Here is a 24244-nt window from a genome sequence, read left to right as displayed (position 1 = left end):
GCTTAAAAGTCCGGTAACCGGGGGTGGGCGCATGTTTCTGCACCACGCTGTGGCGGGTATGGCTCTGGTCCGCTTGCTGTCCGCGAGTCTGGAGTTTTGCGCGGCCATGCTCATGGTGTTTCACTTCCGAACGCCGGCAGAGGCACTCCGCCTCAATGCCATTCTCGGGCTGGTTGGACCTCTGATCTTCGTCACCGTGAGTTGCCTGGGCCTGGCGGGCCTCGCGCGCGAACTACCGGGACCCAGGATATTGCTGGTCGTCGCGGGGGTCATTCTCATCATCCTGGGTACGCGAAGCTAGGCCGGGCACGCATAGGGCGTGGCAGAGGCGGGGGAACCTGATGCGGGGGCCTCCACGGGCCCCGGGAGGCAGGCATTGAGACCCCTCGAGCTCGCGGCGCTTTCGCTGGTGCCGTTCATCATGGTTCTGGGTAATTCCATGCTCATCCCGGTGCTACCCGCCATCCAGCGGGCGGTGGGGCGTAGTGACTCCGGCGTCGGTCTCCTCATCACGGCCTTTTCCCTGGTGGCCGGCATCACCATCCCCTTCACCGGATTCCTCTCTGACCGGGTGGGCCGCAAGAAGGTCATCGCCCCCGCCCTGGTGACCTACGGCGTGGGAGGTCTGATTTGCGGGCTGGCAGCCGTCGTGACGCCACGGCCTTTCTCCCTCATGCTGCTGGGCCGGGGCATCCAGGGCCTGGGGGCGGGCGGTACCTACCAGCTCGCCATGGCCCTGGTGGGGGATGCCGAGCAAAGCCGCCGGCGGGCGCGCTCGCTAGGCATCCTGGAGTCGGCCAACGGCCTGGGGAAGGTGGTATCGCCTGTTGCCGGGGCGGCCCTGGGCCTGCTCAGCTGGTTCGCCGTCTTTTTTGCCTACGGGTTTCTTGCCCTCCCGGCCGCGGCCGCCGTGTGGTTCCTGGTGCGGGAACCACCTCGCCGCCGGTCCGCCCCGCCTCTCTCCCACTACTCCCGCGTCCTCGCCCAGACCTTCCGAGACAAGGGGGTAAGCCTGCTCAGCGGCCTGGCAGCCGGCATGGCAGTGCTCTTCGTCCTGTTCGGCGCCCTGGCTACCTACTCCGACCTCCTGGAGGCCCGGTTCGGTGTCAAGGGGTTCAGCAAGGGTCTGATCCTGGCGGTACCCGTCACCGTGATGGCCACTCTGTCCTACGCCACCGGCATCATGCTCCAGAAGATCCTGACCCGCATTGCCAAACCGGTGCTCCTGGTAGGATTGGCCCTGGTGGCCGGTTCCCTCGCCTGGGCTCCCCTGGCGGTTGCCCACCGCCCCTGGCTAGCCGTGATGAGTGCCATCGGAGCAGGTACTGGCCTGGTGCTGCCATCCCTCAATCTGCTGTTCACCAGTTCGGTGCCGGAACAGGAGCGGGGACTCGTTACCGCGGTGTACGGCACCGCCCGGTTCTGGGCGGTAGCCATGGGCCCGCCCGCCTTCGGTTTGGCAGAGCGGGTGGGGCTCGGTCCGGTGTTCTGGGTAGTAGCGGCCCTGGCCCTGGCGGTGGCGGCCGCCGTGGCCGTGCTGCTGGACACCGGGAGGATCCTGCCGGCTCAACTCAAAGGCAAGGCCGATACAAGGACAACCGCGCCTCAACCGGCAGAGTCAGCGGCGGCCGGGTCAGCCACACCCCGGCCGGCAGGATCAGCCCCGCAGAATCCGGCTCCACAGCTCCAGCAGGATGCCGGTAACGCCGGCAGCGATCAGGGGACCGGTGGGAACCCCGCGTAGAAGGGTAGCTCCCAGCACGGAACCCACGATGAGCCCGATGGCCATTTCCGGGTGGGCCCGCAGGGCCGGCACGCCCTTGCCCGCCAGGTAGGCAGCCACTGCCCCGGTCAGGGCAGCGAAGAAGCCCAGAGGGCTGGCCAGGGACTCCCACAGCCCGGCCACGTCCTTTACCCGCCTGACAAACGGGATGAGGATGGAGAGGGTGAGGAGAGTCAGGCCCGCCTTCAGGGTGGGTTCCTCCAGGCTATGCAGGTGCTGCGTCCAGCCGGTCGCCATTAGGGCAAGAAGGGCCAGGCATGCCCACACCACCAGGTGGTTCTTGCCCAGCCACGCCACGATAAGGATCCCGCCTACGATGAGGGCCTCCGCGACCGCGCCCACCCCTGTTCAGGCTATGGAGCGTCGGGGACCGCTATGAGTTTCCCTCCGTTTGCCAGAACCAGGTCACGGAGCGTATCCGCTCGCATGCCAGCCCGCAGCGCCTCCAGGGCGATTACGTCATGCGGGGGGACATTCCCCAGATTGACATTGGGTCCGAAACGCCGGATGAGAGCCACCTGCTGGTCCTTGAGGGGAGCCTCCCAGATGAGATCCTCCTCATTCATACCTTCCACCAGCGCCTCAAGCTCCCCCGGCTTCACCGACCCCGAGGAGTCGTAGATGCCCACTCCCTTGCCCGACTCGCGCGCCTCCACGATCACTTTCCAGGCGCCCTCGGCCAGGTCGTGCTGCGCTACCTCCCTCATGTCCTGGGGGTTCATGCGGTGGGCGGGGTCCTTCTTGCCCACCTCGGTGATCACCTTGAACCCCAGCGCCAGTGCCTTCCGGATGCACCACGTCCGCAGGGACGGGGCCATGCTGATGGTCCCGTCGGAAACCTCCACGCACGAGAACTTCAGCTCGGCGGTGCGCTCCAGAAACGCCTCCGCCGCGCCCTGCAGGACCGCAATCTCCAGCAGGGTCCCCCCGGGGCATACGTCCACGCCGTAGGCCCGGATGAGGGCTATTTTCTCGCGCAGGCGGTCGCCCGGGTAAAATGCCGGTGTACCGAAGGTCAACTTGTAGATGTCCAGGTACGGGGCCGCCATTTCCAGCAGATCGCGGGTCTCTGCAATGCCCAGGCCCTTGTCCAGGACCATGGTGAGGCCCACCTGCCGGGGTTTCCCCACCCTGCCCTTGAGCGGCCTGGTGATAACGTCATCCCATGCCCCTTCCGACGGCATGGCAGGCATCGCTATCCCTCCCTTTCTTTGTGGGAGGCGCCTCACCGTTGCCATAATATGCGGGGACACGGAAACGGGCTCTCCCTCGGGAGAGCCCGGGTATTCTTCTGACCCACGAGCATGACCGGCTGGGCCGGTGGGCTACCTGGAGGCGGAACTGGGATAATACTGGAGCGGATTGCGGGCTTCGCCGCCAACCCTGACCTCGAAGTGCAGATGGGGCCCGGTAGCCCTGCCGGTTTCACCGACCGCCCCTATCACCTGCCCCCTCTCTACCTGGTCTCCCGGACGCACGCTCACCCGGGACAGATGCCCGTACCGGGTAGTCACGCCCTGCCCGTGGTCAATGATGATCAGGCGACCGTAACCGCCCTGCCAGCCGACGTATGTGACCACACCGCTGTCGGCCGCCCTGACCGGGGTGCCCTCCGGGGCAGCAATGTCTATGGCCGGGTGCCAGTCGCGGCGGCGCCATCCGAAACCGGAGGTGATGTGACCGCCGCCCTCGACGGGCCAGTAGAACTTACCCGTACCCAGGGCTGGAACCTCCCGGGAGCCCCGCACGATCACCCGCGTGACCGGCTCCTCCAGGATAACCTCTTCCACCACCCGGCGTTCCACCTCTACCCCCGCCTGGCGGTAGATTTCGTAGACGATCTGCTTTCTGCCGTTCTTACCCGGCTTCTCCACGACCTCTTCCCACGGCCAGCGATCCTGACTGAACTTCACTTCTACCGGGCAGGGGATGGCTACTTCCTGCACCAGCCTCTCCACGGTGGCCACCGTCACGTACGGCTCGGCCTTTACCACGGTGAGTTCCTGGCCTATCTGCAGGAGGTCGCTCCGGGCAATGCCGGGGTTCGCCCGGCGGAGATCCTCCACGGTAAGCCCGTGCTGCTGAGCGATGCGCCAGAGGGAATCTCCCCGCTTGACGGTATAGGTGACCAGCTTATCCGTCCCCCGCATGAGGATCCGCTTGGCTTCTTCGGGCGACCTGAGCCGGGAGAGGTCAACGGCTTCCCGGACCACTTCCACCCCCTGGAGGAAACGCACGTCCACCAGGACTGTCCCTGTGGCGGGACGGCAGTACGCAGCCTTGATTTCCTCGATTACGCGGCGGGCATCCTCTTCTCTGGGTAGGGCCACCACGCTGGTGCCGTTCACCCTGACGGACCAGGCCTCAGCGGAAAACCTGAGCTTGCCCTCGAGGGCCGACCTGAGCTGCTCCTGTTCAAGAAGGGGCCCCTGGGGTTTCCTCACCCTCTGCACATCCACCGAAGAGGCAAGAGACACTTCCACCCCAGAACTGGCGCGGGCCTCGCCCAACAGCGATGCCACGACCTCATCCACCACTCCGGGCGAACGGACCGCACCTACCGGCTGACCATCTACCGTCACCTGGTAGGCACGCGCTATGTAGCCCGGCAGCGCCCATATCGCTGCGACCAGAATACCGATGCCCAGAAACATCGTCACGGCCCCGACCCACCGCCGGCGAGAGGCGGGGCCCTCCGGGCTAACCAGCGTTATCACCCCCTCCAGGCCGGGCTTTGGCGCCATATTCTTCTACACTCGAGCTAGTTTTCCTCCCTTACCACCTTATGCATTCACGCAAAAGCCGCTCCCATGGCCTCCGGCCCTGAACCGCGCCGGGCACCGCATCCCTCGACCGCACGTTCCGGTCACGCTTCCTGGTCAGTCATGTGCCGCTGAGCCCGCAGCCAGAGGGCCCATTCCCAGCGGACTTTCTGCAGAGCGCACTCCAGCGTGGGAGGCTGTCCCAGGGTACCATGCTCGAAGAACGCCTGGGCCCGGCATCCGCCGCCGCACAGGAACCGCGCCCAGCACTGGCGGCATTGCTCCAGGCGGGAGACCTCGTGCTCCCCCATCCGGTCGGCCACCTCGGGGCGCGTGATCCCCCGGTACACGTCGCCCACAAGGAATTGTTCGACTCCCACCAGTTGGTGACAGGCGTACAGTTCTCCCGTGGGAGTCACCGCCAGGTACTCCCGGCCAGCACCACAGGCGGCCAGGCGCCGGGCCAAACAGGGTCCCCCGGCCGGGTCCAGCTCGAAATGGTAGAAACGGACGGGCCGACCCGCCCGGGCGCGCTCGGCGCACCAGAGGGCAAGCTCTCCATACTGCTCCGCCAGGACGGGCAGGTCATCCGGCCTGAGGGCCAGCTCGGGCGGCCCCCCGCATACCGGCTCCAGGGAAACCTGCGGAAAGCCCAGACCGAAAAGGAAGATGGCATCGCAGGCGAAGTCCAGGTTGCGCCGGGTAAAAGTGCCCCGCACCCACAGGGAAGGACCAGCTGCCCCCCGCAGGGCGGAGACCGCCCGCAGGGCGCCCCGGAGGGCACGGTGCCAGGTGGGGCTTTGGTCGGCCAGCTGCCGCACGGCGTCGTGCACCTCGGGCCTCCCATCCAGGCTGACCACCAGGTTGACTCCGTGCTCTTCCAGAAAGCCAGCTCGTTCCCGGGAAAGCTCGAGGGCGTTGGTGGTGAGGGTGAACTGCACCTGTCCTCCCAGTCGGTGAGCCCTCTCCCGAGCGTAGAGGATAGTATCCACCACAACCGGCCAGTTGAGCAGCGGCTCCCCGCCGAAGAAGTCAATGGCCCACCGCCTCACCCCCGACGAAGGGTCCAGCAGCAAGTCCACGGCCGCCCGCGCCACCTGGCGGGGCATCAACTCCGCCCTGCCGCCGTAACCACCTCCCGCGGCAAAGCAGTAGGCACAGCGCATCTGGCAGGCGTGGGCCACGTGCAGGCACAGCGCCTTGAGGACGGGACGGGGGGGCACCGGCACCGGTACAGAGGAGAGAAGCAGCCCCCGCCTCATCAGGTCTTCCAGTTCCCGCCGCGCGGGCAGCGAGGCGCCCGTGGCTGCCGGTGGGGAGCCCTGCAGGATCTCGCCCAGGGCCTCCCAACCCGCCTCGTCCAGCACCAGGAGGGTACCGCTGCCGGCGTCAAAGGCCAGGTAGAGGCCGCCCCGCTGAAACATGTGCACGCACGATGGCAAGCAATGCATGGCCCTGTCGCCCGTCGATAGCGCTGTTCCGCTCCTCGCCATTCGCGGTGGCCCGCCTGCCAGCCTCACCTTTCTTCTCAGGGGGTTCGGCCGGCCCCTTCATCACGCAGGGGACAGGGCTGGTTGCTTACCGTACACGAAGTCTTGCACGCCGACTGGCACGAGGTCTGGCACTCCTGACACTCACGGGGCAGATCGGCCTGCCAGCCCACGGAAAACACTACCCTCACGTGTTCATAATTTCCGGTGTCCACAGGGCGTCCCACCAGACACACCTCCCGAACGCGCAAATTGACCAGTACGCCCTCCGCCGGATTATACTACGGCCACGGGGTACACGTCACCAGCCTCCCCAGACACAGCGTCCCCGGACACGACGATGCCAGCATATCCTGATAAGGGGAAATGCATCGACGGGCACCCGCGCGCAAATCATAAAGCGGTGATGTCGCACTTGGGTACGGTTGTTCTCCGCCGGGGCACGGTCAACCTGGCCCGGCGCGCCGGCGCAGCTCACCCGCCCCGAGATGTACCCGGCCCGGGCAGAAAGGCCGGTACGCTCTCTCAGCGCAGGATGGCACACGTACTGCTGGCCCTCTTCATCTGCATCGCGCAGGTGCCCCTGGCGGGACGGCCAGATCCGGTGCCGCCGCTGCCCTGGCCCTCGCCCGCGGTGCTGGAAGAAGCCGTTGCGGTAACCCGCCTGAACGCCGGCTACGTCGCGGGCACCTCAGACCGGCTTCGCCCGGTCGCAGCACGCCCCGGGCCACCGATCCGCGGGCTGGTGCAGCTAGCGACTCGCAGCCGTCCCGTGCTGACGTGGCCGGTCAATGGCCCGGTGACTTCGGGGTTTGGGCCCCGGTGGGGCAGGATGCACTGCGGAATCGACATTGGCTCGCCGGCGGGGACACCCGTCCAGGCCGCATCTTCCGGCGTGATCAAGCGCGTGGCCTGGATGCGAGGCTACGGGTACACGCTGGAAATCGACCACGGGGGAGGCGTGACTACTTTTTACGCCCATCTTTCCCGGGTCCTGGTAGGCACCGGGCAGGACGTCGAAAAGGGCCAGCCCATCGGCAAGGTGGGCGAAACCGGCCGGGTGACCGGTCCCCACCTCCATTTCGAATTGCGCCTGGACGGCGAGGCGGTAGACCCGCTCCCATACCTTTCCCGCAGATAGGGCCCGGCGCGTAGAGCCCGGACCACACGGGGATGCACCGTGCTGACCCCCAGCACCGCCACCGGATAGTAACCGCCCAGGCGATGTCCGCCGCCGCTATGCCCGCATGACTTTCCCAAGCCACTGTCAGGCGACGCTTGCCAGGGCAGAGGAGCCCCGGCTCCGGGGTCTGGCCCACCATGCCCACGCCATCCTCGATCGTTACGCGACCGGGTTTGCATCCCGCCGGGCGCCCAATCGGCGCAAGTGGGCGCGCATGTATTCGATGACCTTGCGATCCACCTGTGGGCCAGGGTGGATTCTCTCTTCCAGGTTCTCGGTTCCCGCGTACTCAAAGAACGCTTTTTCCAGATCGGGCGACCAAACCCCATCCGAAGGACCCTGCCAGTACCCAAGGTGCCTGAGACCATCCTGGATTTGTCTGGTGAGCTCTGCATCTGCCGGCAGGATATCGTCCGGCTCCGGAGGCAGGAAGTAAAGCTCGTGCAGGTCCAGCAGCCGGGCCAGCTCAGCGACGGGATCCGGGTGGTCGTCGATGCGCAGGTCGATATACCTGTCGCTCATGCCGCCGTATCCGCCACCGGCACGCATCACCAGCAATGCGGCTGATTGTCGCCCGCGGCGGTCCCCGCCCGCCAGATCTCCAGCGCGCAGGGCAGCAAGCAGACGTCGCGACAAGGGTCCGGCCGTGCTCCGGAACGCCTCCGCCATGGCCTGTACTACCTCCTCCCCCACCAGGATGTTGCCCTGGCAGGCGAACCCGTCACCGGTGATACCCCCAGCCCAGGGGAAGCACCGTTCCCCGGTGAACGTGGCGCTTCGGCCCTGGCTGTCCACCATGCCGGCCTGCCGCAGGTAGCGCTGATCGTCGCCTTCGGTCAGGATGCGCAGCGCGTCGTGGGCGCTGGCCCCTGCGGCCATCAGATCCAGCCCGCGCGGTCCGTAGCTGGTGTTGACGAAGGACTGCGTAGCCACCGCACCCACCCCGGCTCGGGCGTACAGTACCAGCGCGCCTGCCGCCAGGAACTTGGAGGCGACCGCGCCACCCCATTCGCCTGCCTCCAGATCGCAGGCTACGATGGAAAAGGTCCCCGCATAAGTTCTCGTCCTGCGCACGGTAGTTCCTCCCTCCCGCTCAGACCCGAATGCTGCGCAAGCGGGGATCAAGTGCGTCCCTCAGCCCGTCCCCTGGCAAGTTCAGCACCAGCAGCACGAGGACATGCCCAAAGCGCCCCTCGAACGCCTCGCTGCCGCCGCCTTCCGGTTCCGGTCCGACCGCTCTCTGGCAACGCTCTACACACCTACTGCGTCCACCCCGACCCCTCACACCTCGAAGTTGTATCCGACAGACTTGGGCAGCCGCATGCGCACGGTCTTCAGGGGATCGACCACCTGGCTGATCTCCAGGTGTGCCGCAATACTGAGGAGCATGCCGGCGTGGTTCAGGGAAAGTCCCGTCCTTTCTCGCACGAACGCCAGCATGTGCTCAAGGGCCATCTGTGCCGCCTCATCGAGGTCTTTGGCCGAGGCGATCGTGTACCAGGCATCGGAGGTTTCCAGCATGGGGGAGTCAAGTCGCCTGGCTTTGCGGACATCCACTCTCACGGTGACTCTCCCCGGGATCTCCACTCCGCAGACGACCACCTCGCCGTCCCCCATCACAGCGTGCAGGTCGCCCAGGCACAGGTTGGCTCCGGGGACGAAAACCGGCAGGTACAGCCTGGCTCCCTCAGTTATGAGTCTGGTGTCCATGTTGCCGCCGTGGGGACCCGGCGTCCCGCAGGGTACCTCTTTCTCTGGAGCAGTGCCTATGACCCCGATCATGGGCTTGACGGGGAAAGCCACCGTCTCGTTGAAGAGGGCCTTGCCCTCCCGTATGGGTATCACCTTCGTCTCGGGCTCGGAGATGAGGTGGCCAAGGGCACCCAGTCCCGGTACCGCGACCATCACACCCTGAGAGGCTATCTCGATGCGGAGAACGTCCACCACGAGGACATCCCCTGGTTCCGCTCCCTTGACCGCCAGGGGACCGGTGGCCGGGTTGATGGTGGCCCAGTTCACGCTGGCGAAGAGGTCCTTCTCCGACCGGATCTGGTTGGAGAAGCAGTCTTTGGTTTCGAAGACCACTTCTTCCCCCGGTTCGGCTACGGCAACCGGCGGGTTCTCCGGGGACAGAGCGTATACTACCTGATCATCCCTGATGATCTTCATGTTGCTTTGCCTCCTCGGAAACGCTGTTCTGGGCCATCCAGCAACGCCGCAACGTACGGGCCGCGACGAAGTAGAAAATGCCCTGGTGGAAGAATTCCCCGAGGGCGGGCCGGTATCCTGGTGGTACTGGTTCCCCTGCCTGCCAGCGATGTCGTCCCCTTTCCCTTGAGCGGCTGTCGGTTGGCGCGGAGCACACGGGTAGCGGCGTCGGTTCTGGTGCGGGTTGGCCGAAGGCACGGTGCGCCAGCGCAGTATAATAGGGCCGAGAGGTGGTGAGGGAATGATTGGCATTGTGCGCGTGCTGACCACCGAGGATGCGGACGTGCTGGCTGCCCATGGCAGGCAGATCGAGGCCAGGTACGGGGTGCCCACGCGTACGGTGTGCATTCCCGACCAGCCCCGCGGTATCTACGACGAAGAGACCGAGCGCCAGGCGGTACCGAAGATCCTGGAGGCGGTCAGGAGGCTGGCCGACGAGGGCGTGGGGGCCATCTTCATCAGCTGCGCGGCCGATCCGGCCGTGCGGGAGGCCCGCTCTCTGGTGCGGATACCGGTCGTGGGAGCGGGCTCGGCAGCGGCGGGCGTGGCCCTTGCCCTTGGGGAGCGCGTCGGAGTCCTCAACCTGACGGAAGCCACACCGGGTCCCGTGCGTGCCATCCTGGGTCCCCGGCTGGTGGGGGAAGCAGCTCCGGAAGGGGTCAGGGACGCCACCGACCTGCTCGGCGAGGCCGGGCAGAGGGCAGCCCTGCAGGCGGCGGAGCGCCTGGTGCGGACGAGCGGCGCGGACGCGGTGCTCCTGGCCTGCACGGGTTACGCTACCGTGGGGATGGCTGCCCGGCTGCGCGAGCGCCTGGGGGTGCAGGTGGTCGACCCCGTAGATGCCGGAGGTGCCGTGGCGGTGGCCGCCCTGGTCGGCAGGCGCTGACCCGGCGCGTGCACGGCACGGGTGGACCCGCCGCGCGTGGCTCCGGACGGCGCGCTCCGGCGGCCGGTCCCCATCCGACCCGGCTTATGTGGTTCTGGTCATTTCTTCGGCACTTCCCGGCCAGGCGACTGACGAAAAAATGTCCAGGGAGATGACGGCCGAGCGCGGCGAGTGCGTCAACTGTGTAACATAATTTGGCCATACGGATCTTATGTCCAAACCTCTCGACCCTTGGCTCGGCATCCGTCACCGGAGGTGCCCGAACACCCGGGGCGGATGTTGCATCCGGGTCAAAAACCCGCCCAGGGTTGCGCATCTGTGCCGAAAGACCCTGGCAGGCTCCCCCTGGCGAAAAAATCGCCGGTCGGTTTGGGCTGGACCGCCGAAATTTCCGCGCGTGTGGATGACCTGTCACCCGGGCGGGCTGGCGGTACAGGTGCCCCGGTGCGGGTGGTGCAGGCGTCGCAGCCACCATAGCCGTGCGGACCTGGCCACCCACCTTAGCCGCTGCACGCGGCGCGGACGTGGCCACCCTTCCTAGCCGGTGTGTCGTCACTAATCGCAGCCAGCGTGGGGGATGCAGGCGTGGTCAGCCGCAGCAGGTGGGGGCAGTGCAGGCTTCGTAAGCGGCGCGTGCTACCTCGGCGATGGCGCGCACGCCGTCGGAGTTCCGTTTGAGATCCCAGGTGAATACGGCTACCACCAGCGGACGACCGTCGGCAAGGTAGACTACGCCAGCGTCGTGCTCCAGTCCGGGCAGCTCCCCCGTCTTGTGGGCGCACCTCACCCCGGGCAGCAGCGACGGAAGCTTGTGGTTGAACTGCTGTTTTTCCAGTACGGCCAGTAACTCCCTGCATGATGCCGCCGATATCTGCCGGTTTCCGGCAGCCCGTGCGGCAGCCGTGCCTTCACCGCGGCGGTCTGCCGCGGCCCGCGCGGCAGCCGTGCCCTCGCCCCGGCGGTCACGGGGAGCTCCGTTGGGCGCACCCTGTGCCCCACGGGCGAGCAGCCCGAGCAGGCGGGCGGCGTCGGTCGCGCTCATGAAGTTATCCCGCCCGGCGGCGCGGGCCCCGAAGTCCATCATCTTGCGCTGGAGCACCGTCTGGGCGAGGCCCAGGGCCCGGGCGGTCGCGTTGATGGCGTCAAAACCGAGGCGGTCGATGAGCAGGTTGGTGGCAGTGTTGTCGCTCACGGCCAGCATGAGGGCGACCAGGTCGCGCCACGCCAGCGAGACGCCCGGGGAGAGCAGGTGGAGCACTCCCGTACCGCCCACCACTCCGTCCGGGGGAACCCGGGCGCTTTCGTCCAGCCCAAGCATCCCCGCCTCCGCCTGGCGGTAGGCTTCCCAGGCGATGAGGATCTTGATCACGCTGGCCGAGGGGCACCTCTCCTCGGCCCGCCATCCCCAGGCGCCTTCCACCAGCGGGTCGGCAACCCGCACCGACAGGTTGCCCTCCAGGCGCGCCGCCACCTCCCGCACGGTGGTGGCGAGGTTGTCCCAGTTACACCCAAGATGCTGCACTGCCAGCTCTCTCCTCTGCCCGCACGGATCGTCACATAGCCCGCACTGATCGGAATCCGGCACAAGCGGCGCATGAACTCGGTCACCAAATTGCGACTATAACCCGGCCTCAAGCGGGAACGGCAAGGGCATCCATCTCAAAACCCTTGCCATTCCTGGAAAGTTTGGAGCCGGTGGAGGGAATCGAACCCACAACCTACGCATTACGAATACCGCGCGGAAACCCGGGGAGAAAGCGAAAACGCTTGACGCGCAAGGGCCGGGCGGGGCTCCCCAGGAAGTGGAAGTCCAGAACAGTGCGGGCGGAAAGCCTTGAGTCCCAACGGGTCCAGATGGGTTCGTTAGCAGGGCGTTAGCAAACGGTTAGCAAAGGCGAGGCGCGGAGCTGCCTGGAAGGGCAGATCTTAGGCGTTTTCGGAAGTGAGCAGTTACCCGAAAGCAGTTACCCGAATCGGGTAACAGTCCATGAACGACGGGGGGTAGGCGCACCGCCGCCCCGACAGGATACGATACGAACACGGCCCCCGGCCTTCCCGCCGGGGTCAATTCTTGGAGGTGGGGGGTGAGGGTTGTGGCAAAGAGTATCGTCAAGAAGACGGCGCGGCTCGCGCGGCTCCTCGCGGAGGGGGAGACGGACCGCACGCGGCTGGCGCGGAGGCTGTACGGCGGCGCGGCCGGCGGCAAGGAGCTGCTCCGCGTGTCCGTCCTCAAGCACTACCTGCTGTTTGACAAGCCGGCCGCCGGCCGTTTAGAATAAGATTGCGCAGATCCCCTTCCCGCAGATTTGATTGGCGGGAAGGAGGGAAGCGGAAGCAAAAAGGCAAAAGCCCGACAAGCAAACCAAAAGCGAAAAAAGAACAAAAAGCCCGCCAAAAGGCGAAAAAGGGATCAAGCTGGTTGCATCCCGCTTCTCGTCGCCTCGCGGCGGGCTTTCGCTTTGCGCCGCGGGGGATTGACAAGCGAACACGAACAAGATCGGCGCGGGAAGACGGCCCAGACATCGCCGCACATACACGGGGGCATCTTTGCCCCCGACACAGCAATCCGAGCAAGGGGGGCGAGCGCGTGGCGGCGGAAAAGGCAAGCCTGAGTCGCGAACAAATCGCCCGGTTGCGCGACCTCGCGCGGCGGAAGGGGACGCGGGCGGCCCGGGGGCTACTCAAACAGCTGACCGGCAGATGGTGGAAAGGCGAGGAAATCCGGAGGCTGCTGGGCTTGGAGTTCGACAGCGGCGCGTTGCTGGCGCAGCAAGCACACCGGGACGCTTGGGCCAGCTGCGGGTGGCGGGCCGGCCGATGGTGGACGCGGCCCGCCTGAACCCGCGATCGGCTGATCGTTTGACTGGGGCGCGGGACACGAGCAACAATCGCGTCGACAAAAATGCCGAGAGAAAACTTAGTGCCCGGGCCGGCTGGCTTTGGCGCGGCTGGCGGCTCCGGGCAAAAAAGGAGGCTGACAGCCGTGCTTATTTTACCCGACAGCGCCGACAAGGTCAAGGACTTCCTCGCCCGGCTGGCGCGGGTTCCTGAAGGCTCGCCTCCCCGCGGGACGCTCTGGAACACGACGCTCGCCCAGCTCGCCCGCGTCTTGGAGGGGCTGGGGGAAGGGGAGCGCGGGGCGGCCAGGGACCGGCTGGCGGCGGAAGTCGCCGCCCGATTCGGGGTCGGCGTCGAGGAGGTCGTGCGGGGGCTGGAGGCCGCCGCGGGCCGCCTGGCCGAAGCCGCCCCGAGCCCGGACGCGCTGCTCGAGCGGATCGAATCCCTGCCGCGGAACGAAGTCCCCCCGGCCGAGCGGCTGCAGGAGATCCTGAACGGCATCGCGGAGCAGGACGAAATCACGCGGGCGCGCCTGATTCAAGCCTTGGCGCGGCGCACGGGCCTGCCGAGGACGGACATCCGCCGGTGGGTCGAGGACGCCCGCCGCAACATGGAGGCCCGGGCCGCCGAGGCCGAGGCGGCGGAGGCCCCGGGGCGGGACGGCGTAGACGAGCAGGGCCGCGTCCTGGTGCGGGCGGCCCTGCCCGACGCCCCGTGCCCCGACGGCCTCGTGCTGCCGCGCGGGTACTACATCGACGGGGCGGGCGTGATCCTGCGGGAGGCCTTGGGGCAGGGGGAGCCGGTCTCGTACCCGGTAAGCCCGTGCCCGATCATCATTGCCCGGCGAATGAAGGACGAGGACACGACCGAGATCAAGGTGGAGCTGGCTTGGCGGCGGACCCCGGCGGCGGGCTGGCAGACCGTCGTGACCGACCGCCAGACCGTGCAGGACTCGAAGCTCATCACGCGCTTGGCCCGGGAGGCCGACCTGGTCGCAAGCTCCGACATCGCCCGCGAGCTGGCCCGCTACCTGACCGCTTTTGAGCAGGCCAACTACACGCGCCTCCCCCTCGTGCGGGGGGTGTCGGCCCTCGGCTGGCGCGGCGGGCCGCCGCCCGATCCCGTCTACTTCGTCTGGGGCAGAGAAGTGATCGCCGCGCCTGGGGCCGCAGCCCCCGCCGTCGCGGTCGACCCGCCGGGCCCGGGCGAGGCCCAGCTGCTGGACGCGATGAAGCGGGGCGGGACCTGGGAAGGGTGGCTCGACGCGTTCCGGATCGCCTTCTCCGGGCACCCGGTCGCCGCGGTCGCCACATACGCCTCGCTGGCGTCGATCCTCTTCGCCCCGCTCGGCTTGGGCGGCGTCATACTCCACCTGTGCAACCTGACGAGCCGGGGCAAAACCACGGCCGCCCAGCTGGGCGCGTCGTGCTGGGGCTACCCCGGGGGCGTCGGCCTGCCCGGGGCGGCGAGGCTGTTGCTGGGCTGGATCAGCACGAGGGTCGGGCGGGAGCAGACGTGCGGGTTCCTCCGCCACCTCCCCGCCTTCTTCGATGGCCTTGAGGCCGCGGTCTTGGACGAGAAACGCGCGAGCAAAGAGATCGCCGAGCTGGCGTACATGGTCGCCGACGGGGTGGGCAAGCTCCGCGGCGCGCCCCGCGGCTCGCGCCACACCGCGACATGGCAGCTCCTGGCGGTCTCGACCGGCGAGGTGCCCCTGCACGCCGCGTGCAGGCGGGGCGGCCTGCAAGTCCGGGCGGTGGACATCTGGGCCCCGCCTTTCGCGGACGCCTCCTCGGCGGAGCAGGTGCGGGCTTTGGTTGGCAGCCATTACGGCCACGCAGGGCCCCGCTTCGTCCAGGCCGTGGCCGGAATGCCGTGGGCGGACCTGAAGGCCCGGCACGCGGAGCTGGCGGAGAGGCTGCGGACCGCAATTGGCGGGCGGAGAAGGGTCGACGACCTGTCGGGCCGATACATCGCCCCTTTCGCCGCCGTCGCGCTCGCCGCGGAAGTGTTCCACCGCGAGGCCGGCAGGGGCACGTGGCTGGAAGAGGTCGGAGACGACGAGCTGTTCGACATGGTAAAGGGCACGCTGGCGGACACGCTGAGGAGCGAATCCCCGCGGCACGAGCACGAAGAGGCGTACGACCATGTCATGGCTTGGGCTGCGGCCAACCGTCACAGGTTCTACGGCGGCGACCCGGCTGCCCGCGAGCCGGCAGAGGGCTGGCTGGGCGTGTGGGAATGGACCGTGCGCGGCTTCGCTGACGGCTGCATCGCCTTCATCCCGCGCGCGCTCGAACTAGAGCTGAAAGACCGGGGGTACAACCTCAACGCAGTCCGGGCGGCTTGGCGCGACGCCGGTTTGCTGGCCCCGGGCCAGGATGAAGAACATCCGTTCACTCGCCGAATCAAGATCGGCGACCAGCTCGCGTACGGATATGTGCTGCGCCGGCGGCAGGAAGACGAAGAGCGAGAGCGCGAGGACGAGGAGCTCAACTTCTAGCCAAGCGCAGGCCGGCCGATACCCCCCGGGGGATCGGCCCGGGTTCCCGGCAAGGTTCCTGGCGCGCCAAAGGCATGTTTTCCTTGTGCCGCAAGGGAACTTGCCTCTGGAAAATCCTGTGGGTTCCCGGTGGGTTCCCGGCAAAGTTCCCGGCGGCTGATCGGCCTCAAACCCTTGGGGCGGAACGATTTTGCGATACCCCTGGGGGTAGGGTTCCCGGTAAAAAGCGAGAAAAGGATATGCCTTATATGGCGAGAGAACACACGAGGGGGAATAGAGATGGTGATATCGCGCGCGTATATATAAGGCGATTTTCGACCGGGAACTCGCGCCCAAAAATGCGCTCAAACCTTACAGCGACAAGGTTTTCGGGCCGGGAACTTTACCGGGAACTCACCGGGAACGTAAGGAACTGGAAAATGAAGTTCACGCTTACGGCGACAAGGCACGGAAACGATTGTGAGAAAAGTGCAAAACCGGGAACCTACCGGGAACGTAAAAACCTGGAAACAGGGTGCGCCGGGCGGGGTTATATATCACGCTCACGCTTGGGGATCCCGCTCCTCGTGACGTGACTATATAGGGGCGGGGCGCGGCGGATTCGCGGGGATCCGGGCACCGGGAACTTTTCGGGAACTTTTCCGGGAATCCCGGGAACTTCGTGCCTTTCGGAAGTCAAGCAAGCCTAAGCGGGAAAGGGGGGAAAGACGCATGGCGTGTGCAAACGTAGCTGTGGCTGCGGGCGAGCCCGGGGCCGCGGCGGGGCGGAGGCCGCGGGGCGGCCGGAGCCGCCGGGGGCGCGTGCTGGCGGGCGACCTGGCCCGCCAAGCCGCCGCCCGGATGGGCTGCTTCATCGTGGACGCGAGGCGGCTGCTGCACATCTATGCCGACCTCATCGCAGAGTCCCTCGCCGCGGGCAAGGAAGTGCGGCTTATTGGGCTGGGCACGTTCAAGCCCCTCCCCCACCGCCGGCGGCAGACCGTGAAATTCTTGGCGGCCAAGCGCCTGCGCGAGGCGGCGGCCCGGGCCCCGAGGCTCCGCGCGGAGCCGGGGGGCGTGGCGGCCTTGGCGGACCGACTGGCCGCCGCGGCGGGGGCCGGCACGGAGGAAAGCGCGCCGATGCCGTGATGCCGTAGGCAAAGGTTGGCGTTCGCCCCCCTCCCGGCTCCCGGGGGCGGGGGCGGCCGGAAAGCGCGCTGAGGCCCGATGAGCCCGGGCGAAACCGCGCTTTCCTCTCCCCCGTTGCCTCCAGCGGGGCGCGCGGGAAAGCGCGCCGATCTCCGATGGCTCCAAGCAAAACCGCGCGTTCCGCTTCCGCCTCGCCTGGCGGCCGGGGCACGGCGTCGTGCTGAGCCCATGCGGCTCTAAGCTAAAGCGTGCGTTTGCCTGAGAAGTCGACGCCGATTCCGAAACCGTGGAGGAGATCGGCGTCGACTTCCGGCGGGAAAGCGTGCCCAGCCCGCGTCGCTACGGGCAAAAGCCGCGGCGCCGTGCCCCTCTTTCCCGGCTCCCGCGATCCCATCTCCCATCATGTCTTGGTCGGGACGGCCATTTTGCGTGCGCTTTGTGTGCGCTTTGCGTGCCTTCCGTCCGGGCGAAACCGCCGCCCGCAAGTCGTTGCCCCGCAATCGAGTGCCCCGCGGCTTGAGCCTTCTTTCACTCGCTCCTGACCTTCCCTGCCCTTTTGACCTGCCTTGACTTTTCTTCCAATCCGAGGCAAGATCGAGGCGAGGTGATGCCCCCATGGCCGTCTCCGCCGCAACGGCGTTTGAGGCTTACGCGGCGTTCACCCTCCGCGAGCTGGTCTTGGCGAGGCTGTACCAGGCGCAGACGCTTACCATCGACCAGCTCTGCACCGCCATCCCATGCCAAAAGACTGTTGCGCGCCGCGTCCTTTCGGCCTTGCTGTCTGAGAGGCTCGCCGTGCGGTTTCCGGTCGGCGACCCCCTGCGGCCCCGCCTCTTCGCGTACTGCCTGACCCCTGCTGGCATGTCTGCGGTGGCGGAGCTGTGCGAGGACGACGAGCGCGCCCGCGCTCTCTACAAAGCGATGCCCCGGCGGACGGCGAAGACGCTGGCGGCGCAGGCGCGGCACAACGTCGCGGCCAGCGAGTTCTTCGTCGCGCTGATCCGCGAGTCCGACCCGGCGGTCGGGCGGGGGCTCGTGTTGTGGGAGGGCCCGCTGTTGGCGGCGCAGCGGTTTCTCAAGTCCCGCGAGGGCCAACCGCCCAAGTGCCTGCTGAGGCCCGACGCCACGGGAGAGTACCGGTTCGAGGACGGAACCAAGCTGCGGTTTTGCCTCGAGCTGGATCGCGGGACGGCCGGGCTCGAGAAGATCGCGCTGAAGGCGCGGCGGTACTGCTCGCACGAGCTGCAGGACCGCCTTGAGGGCTGGGCCGCGCTGTTCGTGTGCCCCACGCGGCGGCGCGCCCGGGGGGTGTTCGATGCCCTCGTGCGTGACGGCGATTTGTGGGGCCCGGGCGACCCCGCCCCCGCCGTGAGCAGTTGGGAAGAGTTTGCCTGGGCGGGGGGCGTGCTGGCGGCGAGGTGGCTTGCCCTGCTGGACGGGGAAGCGGCCGAGGTTGCCCTGCGCGACTTGGCCCTGGCCCCGGCGGCCGGGGAAGGGGGGCCGGATCCTGAGGTGGCCGAGTTCATCGGCGCGCCCCGGCGCGCCCCCGCACGCGTGCGGGGGCTGTTGGCCCCGAGGGCGCGGGGCGCGGCTGATGGTATGACATCACCCCGCGAGGAGGGGAGGTGACGAAATGGAAGTGGACCGGAAGTTCCTTGCCGCGATGCTTGCGCTGCTGATCTTGCTCTCGTGCGCGTGGGCGTGGCAGTCCGGGCGGCTCGACGGGCTGGCCCGGGCCGCGTCCGCGAAGCTGCGTGACATCACGGTGGCGAGCATCATGAACGGGCCGTACGGGACCATGACCCGCGAGATGGCCGAGCGGATCTACGACATCATGCGCAAGAGGCCGGAGCAGAGGGCGCCCGAGGAAGTGGCGTACGCGTACAACGCGCTCATGTGGACGGGGCAGCTCGACCGGGCGGAGGAGTTCGTGGCCCCGACCGCCGTCGCCCGGCAGCGGCTCCAGGTGATCCGGGAGGACACCCCGAAGCGGGGAGACAAGCACTACTTCGTCTGGCAGACAACCGAGGCGGCCAAGCCGCCGGGGAACAGCAACCCCGACCGCGCCGTGGTTCTGGTCACGTACGAGTACTGGTACGAGCCGTCCCCGCAGACGCGGGCCTACTGGAACATGAAGTACTGGGGAGGGCGGGGCCGCACGACGTTCGAGTACCCCCTCGCGAGGGCGAACGGCGCGTGGGTGATCGAGGATCCCATCGGGAAGGGCCACGGGGACGAGATCCTCGAGACCTGCCCGGACAGGTGGCCGCCCGCCCACGTCCAGCCCTGGCCGCCCAGGTAGACAGCGTCCCGCCCCGCGTGCTACAATCGCGCCGACGAAGGAAGCCGCCCCGCGCGGGAGCCCGCCAAAAGGGATCCCGGCGGGGCGGTCGGCTTGGTGGGCGATCACCTACCCCCCTTCCCGGGGGGCGGAAAGGAGGGAAGAGGGAGTGCGACGCAGCAGGACGCGGCTGGTTTTCCTCCTGGCGGCTGCCGCCGCGGCGCTCGTCCTGCTGGCCCCCGGGACGGCCCTGGCCGCGGGTGCGGCGTGGGACACGGGCATCGGGGAGCAGCGGGACGCGCAGTCCGTCCAAGGCCTCGCCACCGGCCAGACCGTGGTGACCCGCGGGACGTACACGTACTCCAGCGTGGGCTGGGTGCCGACCACGCCGGGGCTGGCCCGCGCCCCCGGAAGCGCGAACCTGCCGGGCTTCCACACGGTCGGCTCCGCCGAGGCCCTGCTCCCGAGGGTGCAGAGGCCTTGGGAAGTCCTCGGCTCCGACCCGGCCGCCGGGCTGAACCTGCCCAACGCTGACGGCACGTTCTACCAGCAGCGGCACCCCGTGAGCCTGCCCGCCCAGGCCGCCGCGCCCGAGCCCGTGGACTGGCCCGCGCAGCCCGAGCGGCAGTACGGCGCGAGCGCGCGGGTCAGCTACCGCACGGCGAGGCAGGAGTTCGCGGGGCCGGAGCGGCTGGTCGACACCCGGACGCGGACGTGGACGGAGTACGCGGACATCCGGCAACAGACCCGCACGGAGGCGCTGGACCTGGGCGAGCGGAGGGACGGGCCGCGCCGCGAGGGGCCGTGGCTGGTCACCGACGTCTACCGCACCACGGCCACCCGGCCCGTGACGACGTACACTTGGCGCGAGCGGCTGGTCACCGAAACCGCGCGGGTGTACGAGACGCCGTACTACTACCGCGTCACCGTGTACCGGGACGTCACCGTGCCCGGGCACTGGGAGAAGCGGCTGGTGCCCGAGACGCGGTACTGGACCAGGGCCGTGCGCGAGACGGTGCAGATCCCCGTGACCAGGACGCGGCAGGAGCCGGTCTACGAGACGGTCATGGTGCCCTACACGTACACGTACACGGAGTGGGTCGAGGAGCGGGTGCCGCAGTACAGGCTCGTGGCCGAAACGCGGTACCGCACGGTGAGGAAGTGGTACTCGTTCCCGTGGGGCGGCGGGTTCTGGTACTACGAGCGGGTGCCGTACACCGTCACGCGCTACGAGCTGGTCGGGCACACCACCAGGCTCGTCCCCGTGACGCGCACCAAGACGGTCATGTACCCCGAGCGCAGGCTGGCGGGCTGGCGGACCGTCACCTGGACGGAGTACCAGACCGTGACGGTGGAGCGCACGGTCCGGGAGCCCTACACGGTCATGGTCGAGAGGGACGTGTGGGTGCCGGAGAGGTCCTGGACGGAAGTGGCCTCGCGGTACGACACCGCGACGCCGCACCGCGTGAGCCGGCGCGTGGAGGCCTCGGTGGCCCACGGCCCGTGGGCGGCGAAGTCCTTCGTCGAGTACGGCCCGCTCGAGGCGCGCACGGCGTACGACAAGCTTGTGCAGTACGTCGGGTGGGACGTCGAGCCCCCGGCGCAGGGCGTGAAGCCGCCGAAGGTCGTGCCTGTGATCACGATTGCCGACGCCGAAAAATACGAGTGGTCGAACTACTCGCGGTACCGCAGGGAGATCCAAGCCAAGCTCCTGGGGCTCGAAGGCACCGCGCTGGCGCGGGCGATGCGGGTGTTGAGCGACGAAGAGCTGGCGAAGCTGTACGGGTTCGAGCTGGTGAAACCCGGGCGGTAGCCGGGCGCGCCGCCATAGTTTCCTCCGCCTGGGGGCCGGATGTAATACTTTAGCGCTTTCTGGGAGCTACAGCCGCAACGGTTTCCGGCCCCCGAAACCGGGCTCCGCCAGACCCCCCCCTACCCCGATATTGGGGGGTGCGGAGAGGGCCGAAACCGTTGCGCCCGTTGGCGTCGGCGATAACCGTTGGGGCCGTAGGCTCCGAGCCCCTGCCTGCCGCGACGTTGCCCCAGGAGCGTTTTCAGGAACGGTTACTGCCGATTGCGCCGGGCCCCGGCGCTTCCGGGGCCCGCCTGCGCCCGGGACGTCGAGCGTTTGGGCGGGGGGATATCGAGATATGCCCCCCTCCCTGAAACCCCCACCAGAGGGCAATTTTTCGGCTGGAAGTCTGTGGTAGTGAAGGGCACGGCCTGGAAGCCTTGCGGCGCAAGGGTTTCGGGCTGCCATTTTCCGCCAATTACTGCCAGAATGCGGCATCGGGCCGGCCGGACCCCACGGCCGGCGGATTGTCTTTTGGAGGTGGAATCGTGGGCGACCCGGTCTCGGCGTGGATCGCCAAAAAGGCGGCAGAATGGGCGGTCCGCAAGGCCGCCAGGGGGTTTTTGAGCCGCTGGCGGCGGCTTGACCCGGGCCTGCGCCAGTTCCTTCTGGTTTGGGTCTTGGTCGGCTCCCTGATTGCTGCCCCCGTGGGCTGGTGCGTTTTGGGCATGGGATGGTTTTTCTTCGCGCTCCAGCAGCAGGTGGGGGCCTTCGCCCCCGGCCTTCCCGCCGCGGGGGCGCAGGGCCAGCGCGCCATCGCGCCGGCCGTCCAAGCGTGGGCTCCGCTCGCGGGACAGATCGCCGCCGAGCACGGCCTCGACCCCGCCCTCGTCCTGGCCGTGATCCAGGCTGAGTCCGGGGGCGACCCGCTGGCGGTGAGCCCCGCGGGGGCCCTGGGGCTCATGCAGGTGATGCCGGACAAGTTTTCGCCGCACGAAGACCCGTTCGACCCCGAAACCAACCTGCGGGCGGGCTGCGCGTATCTCAGGAAAATGCTCGACCGCTACGGGGGCGACCTGGAGCTGGCCTTGGCGGCGTACAACTCGGGGCCGGGCGCGGTCGACCGGTGGGGCGGGGTGCCGCCGTTTCCTGAAACCGTGGGTTACATCGAGCGGGTATTGTTGCTGTACGCGGAGACGTCGGACGACCCGGACCGGCCCGTGCGCGCCGCCGAGGCCCAAGGGGCGGCGGGCGGCGGGCCGTGACGGAGGGAGACGGGCGCGGAACGCCGGCTCGCCGGCGTTCCACGTTTAACAGTTTCTGGCAGCCAGAAACCCTTGCGGCGCAAGGGTTCGCTGGGCCCCAAAACCGGCTCGCTCGCGCCCCCCTTACCGGAGACGGGGGGTGCGGGATTCCACGTTTAACACTTTCTGGCAAGGGCCATGCGCCCGCTTCCGGCCCCCGGACGCCGCCCAACGCTTCGCGCCGGCCGACCCCGCGGGAGCCGGCTTCTCCCGGATGTCACGCTTTAGCACTTTCTGGGAGCTACAGCCGCAAGGGTTTCCGGCCCCGGAAAAGGGGCTCCGGCAGACCCCCCTTACCCTGGATACGCGCGGTCTGGATGTCACGCTTTAGCACTTTCTGGAAACGGCCGCATGCCCGCTTTCGGCCCTTCCGCCGGACGCCGCCCAATGGGCGGTATGCGGCGTTCGGGGGCCGGTTACGCCGCATACGGACGGCAAAAGCGGGGGGCTAAGGCGGGTTCGGAACGCCGCATACGATTCGGGGTTCGCCGGAGGGGGTGATCGCGCGTGGAGCCGGAAGAGAGCGGCCTGCCCCGCTTCCTGACCGTGGAGGAAGCAGCGGCCCTGCTGAGGCTCAAGCGGAGCACGGCCTACGAGCTGGTCCGGCAGGGGCAGATACCCGCGTTCCGGATCGGGCGGTTCATCCGGGTCCCCCGGGACGCCCTGCTGAGGATGGCGGAGCAGGCCGGGCAGAAGGTGCAGGCGGCGGGCGGGGCGAAATAGCGGGCGGCGCCCCGCCCGGCCCTTTCTGGGAGAGGAGGGCGCCGAAAGAGGTGAGAGGGCACGTCAGGAAGAGATCGAAGGACTCGTGGACGGTCGTGGTGGAGCTGCCCCGCGACCCGGAGACCGGGAAGCGGCGGCAGAAGTGGGTGACGGTGAAGGGAACGAAGAGGGACGCGGAGAGGGTGCTGGCGGAGATGATAAGCCAGCTCGAGCGCGGAGAGTGGGCCGACCCGGGGAAGCTCACGGTCGCGGACTTCCTGCGGCAGTGGCTGGCGGCGCACGGGCCCAACCTCTCGCCCGCCACCAGGCGGCGGTACGAGGTGGCAGTAGAGATGCACATCATCCCGCGCCTGGGGGCGGTGCGCCTCGCAAGGCTCACCCCCGCCCATGTGCAGCAGTTTCTCGCCTACGACATCCAACAGGGGCGCAGGGACCAGAAGGGCAAGCCGGGGCTGCACCCGGCCACCGCGCTATACCACTTCAGGGTGCTGCACAGGGCGCTCGCCCAAGCCGTCAAGTGGGGCCTGCTGGCGAGGAACCCCTGCGACGGGGCGGAGCCGCCGCGCCCCCCGCGGCGGGAGTTCGCGGCCCTGGACGCGGAGCAGGCCAGGGCCGTGCTGGACGCCGTCCGCGGGACGAACGCCTACATGCCCGCGCTGCTGTCGCTGGCGACCGGGATGCGGCTGGGGGAGGTCCTGGCCCTGCGGTGGGAGGACGTCGACCTGGAGGCCGGGCTCATCAGCGTCCGGCGGTCTCTCTACAGCCCCGCGAAGGGCCAGCACGTCTTCAAGGAGCCCAAGAGCGCCGCTTCCCGGCGGGCCATAGAGATCGGCCCCGACCTCGCGGCCGCCCTGCGGCGGCACAGGGCCGAGCAGGCCCGCGCGCGCCTGGCCGCGGGCGAGCGGTGGCACGACTGGGGCCTGGTGTGCTGCCGGGAGGACGGCTCGCCGCTCCTGCCCCAGTCGGTCAGCTCGCGGTTCGCCGACCTCGTGCGGCGGGCGGGGATCAAGGCGCGGTTCCACGACCTCCGCCACGCCCACGCCACGCTCCTGGCCCAGCGGGGGCTGCACCCGAAGCTGCTCTCCGCGAGGCTCGGCCACTCGGGGGTCGGGATCACGCTGGACCTGTACGCCCACGCGATGCCGGGGATGCAGAGGGAGGCGGCGTCGTGGCTGGAGTCCCTTCTGCTCCGCGGGCCGCGGTTAGCAAACGGTTAGCAAAAGGCCCCCCGGAGCGCAAATCCCAAGGGCTTCCAGCCCGGAAACCCTTGGGGCTGTTGAAAAAGTGGAGCCGGTGGAGGGAATCGAACCCACAGCCCGCGCATTACGAATTGGAAAAATGGCCTGTTTGCAGTTTGTTCCAG

22 protein-coding genes are annotated in these 24244 nt (G+C 68.2%); 14 read left to right on the top strand and 8 right to left on the bottom strand.

Going from position 1 to position 24244, the window contains the following annotated elements; genetic code table 11:
* Positions 1-31: 31 nt before the first annotated feature.
* Positions 32-301 carry a DUF2619 domain-containing protein gene (locus tag AB1446_07850; protein ID MEW6546811.1) on the top strand — a complete coding sequence of 90 codons (270 nt, stop codon included), beginning with the start codon at positions 32-34 and terminating at the stop codon, positions 299-301.
* Between the two features lie 75 nt (positions 302-376).
* Positions 377-1744 carry an MFS transporter gene (locus AB1446_07845; protein MEW6546810.1) on the top strand — a complete coding sequence of 456 codons (1368 nt, stop codon included), beginning with the start codon at positions 377-379 and terminating at the stop codon, positions 1742-1744.
* Here the strand turns inward: AB1446_07845 and AB1446_07840 are convergent.
* The 5 genes from AB1446_07840 to scfA form a co-directional block, all read right to left on the bottom strand.
* The gene (locus tag AB1446_07840) at positions 1658-2125 is read right to left on the bottom strand and encodes a DUF441 family protein (GenBank protein ID MEW6546809.1); all 468 of its coding nucleotides are present in this window, start codon (positions 2123-2125) and stop codon (positions 1658-1660) included. The two genes, AB1446_07845 and AB1446_07840, sit on opposite strands and share 87 nt — an antisense overlap.
* Before the next feature lie 11 nt (positions 2126-2136).
* A complete protein-coding gene (locus tag AB1446_07835) occupies positions 2137-2976 on the bottom strand; it encodes a phosphosulfolactate synthase (protein ID MEW6546808.1) in 840 nt (279 codons plus the stop codon).
* A 132-nt stretch (positions 2977-3108) separates the two neighbouring features.
* The gene (locus tag AB1446_07830) at positions 3109-4437 is read right to left on the bottom strand and encodes a M23 family metallopeptidase (protein MEW6546807.1); all 1329 of its coding nucleotides are present in this window, start codon (positions 4435-4437) and stop codon (positions 3109-3111) included.
* 212 nt (positions 4438-4649) lie between these two features.
* The gene (locus AB1446_07825) at positions 4650-6038 is read right to left on the bottom strand and encodes an SPASM domain-containing protein (GenBank protein ID MEW6546806.1); all 1389 of its coding nucleotides are present in this window, start codon (positions 6036-6038) and stop codon (positions 4650-4652) included.
* Positions 6039-6073: 35 nt separating this feature from the next.
* Positions 6074-6208, bottom strand: coding sequence for a six-cysteine ranthipeptide SCIFF (gene scfA, locus AB1446_07820; protein ID MEW6546805.1), 135 nt, complete (start codon positions 6206-6208; stop codon positions 6074-6076).
* Positions 6209-6450: 242 nt separating this feature from the next.
* Here scfA and AB1446_07815 point away from each other — a divergent pair, with 242 nt between their 5' ends.
* Positions 6451-7176: a M23 family metallopeptidase gene (locus AB1446_07815; protein MEW6546804.1), complete on the top strand. Its 726-nt coding sequence runs from the start codon at positions 6451-6453 to the stop codon at positions 7174-7176.
* 201 nt (positions 7177-7377) lie between these two features.
* Here AB1446_07815 and AB1446_07810 read toward each other — a convergent pair whose 3' ends face one another.
* Together AB1446_07810 and AB1446_07805 are read right to left on the bottom strand one after the other, a co-directional pair.
* Positions 7378-8292, bottom strand: a complete 915-nt coding sequence (locus AB1446_07810; GenBank protein ID MEW6546803.1) for a DUF1028 domain-containing protein — start codon at positions 8290-8292, stop codon at positions 7378-7380.
* 207 nt (positions 8293-8499) lie between these two features.
* The gene (locus AB1446_07805; protein MEW6546802.1) at positions 8500-9387 is read right to left on the bottom strand and encodes an acetamidase/formamidase family protein; all 888 of its coding nucleotides are present in this window, start codon (positions 9385-9387) and stop codon (positions 8500-8502) included.
* 280 nt (positions 9388-9667) lie between these two features.
* On the opposite strand from AB1446_07805, the gene AB1446_07800 reads away from it, so the two are divergent.
* Positions 9668-10312, top strand: a complete 645-nt coding sequence (locus tag AB1446_07800; protein ID MEW6546801.1) for an aspartate/glutamate racemase family protein — start codon at positions 9668-9670, stop codon at positions 10310-10312.
* Between the two features lie 589 nt (positions 10313-10901).
* On the opposite strand, the gene AB1446_07795 is transcribed toward AB1446_07800, so the two are convergent.
* Positions 10902-11834, bottom strand: a complete 933-nt coding sequence (locus tag AB1446_07795) for a serine hydrolase (protein MEW6546800.1) — start codon at positions 11832-11834, stop codon at positions 10902-10904.
* Between the two features lie 571 nt (positions 11835-12405).
* Between AB1446_07795 and AB1446_07790 the strand changes: the two genes are divergently transcribed.
* The 10 genes from AB1446_07790 to AB1446_07745 all read left to right on the top strand — a co-directional run bounded on the left by AB1446_07790 (position 12406) and on the right by AB1446_07745 (position 24098).
* Complete coding sequence (locus tag AB1446_07790) at positions 12406-12591, top strand: hypothetical protein (GenBank protein MEW6546799.1); 186 nt, start codon at positions 12406-12408, stop codon at positions 12589-12591.
* 308 nt (positions 12592-12899) lie between these two features.
* Positions 12900-13151 carry a hypothetical protein gene (locus AB1446_07785; protein MEW6546798.1) on the top strand — a complete coding sequence of 84 codons (252 nt, stop codon included), beginning with the start codon at positions 12900-12902 and terminating at the stop codon, positions 13149-13151.
* A 144-nt stretch (positions 13152-13295) separates the two neighbouring features.
* A complete protein-coding gene (locus AB1446_07780) occupies positions 13296-15653 on the top strand; it encodes a DUF927 domain-containing protein (protein ID MEW6546797.1) in 2358 nt (785 codons plus the stop codon).
* A 711-nt stretch (positions 15654-16364) separates the two neighbouring features.
* Positions 16365-16781, top strand: a complete 417-nt coding sequence (locus AB1446_07775; GenBank protein ID MEW6546796.1) for an HU family DNA-binding protein — start codon at positions 16365-16367, stop codon at positions 16779-16781.
* Between the two features lie 615 nt (positions 16782-17396).
* Positions 17397-18410 carry a replication-relaxation family protein gene (locus AB1446_07770; GenBank protein ID MEW6546795.1) on the top strand — a complete coding sequence of 338 codons (1014 nt, stop codon included), beginning with the start codon at positions 17397-17399 and terminating at the stop codon, positions 18408-18410.
* Between the two features lie 4 nt (positions 18411-18414).
* Positions 18415-19083 (top strand): hypothetical protein, encoded by a 669-nt coding sequence (locus AB1446_07765; protein ID MEW6546794.1) that lies wholly within the window; start codon positions 18415-18417, stop codon positions 19081-19083.
* A 148-nt stretch (positions 19084-19231) separates the two neighbouring features.
* On the top strand, positions 19232-20875 hold the full coding sequence (locus tag AB1446_07760; protein ID MEW6546793.1) for a hypothetical protein: 1644 nt from the start codon (positions 19232-19234) through the stop codon (positions 20873-20875).
* Positions 20876-21402: 527 nt separating this feature from the next.
* Positions 21403-22119: a lytic transglycosylase domain-containing protein gene (locus AB1446_07755; GenBank protein MEW6546792.1), complete on the top strand. Its 717-nt coding sequence runs from the start codon at positions 21403-21405 to the stop codon at positions 22117-22119.
* A gap of 546 nt (positions 22120-22665) precedes the next feature.
* On the top strand, positions 22666-22881 hold the full coding sequence (locus AB1446_07750; protein MEW6546791.1) for a helix-turn-helix domain-containing protein: 216 nt from the start codon (positions 22666-22668) through the stop codon (positions 22879-22881).
* Positions 22882-22931: 50 nt separating this feature from the next.
* On the top strand, positions 22932-24098 hold the full coding sequence (locus AB1446_07745) for a site-specific integrase (protein MEW6546790.1): 1167 nt from the start codon (positions 22932-22934) through the stop codon (positions 24096-24098).
* Positions 24099-24244: the final 146 nt, after the last annotated feature.

The sequence above is a fragment of the Bacillota bacterium genome, assembly GCA_040757085.1.
Lineage (GTDB): Bacteria > Bacillota > Sulfobacillia > JACIYH01 > JACIYH01 > JACIYH01.
The sequence above is the reverse complement of the archived record's forward strand: the minus strand, read 5'-3'. Positions and strand labels throughout refer to the sequence as shown.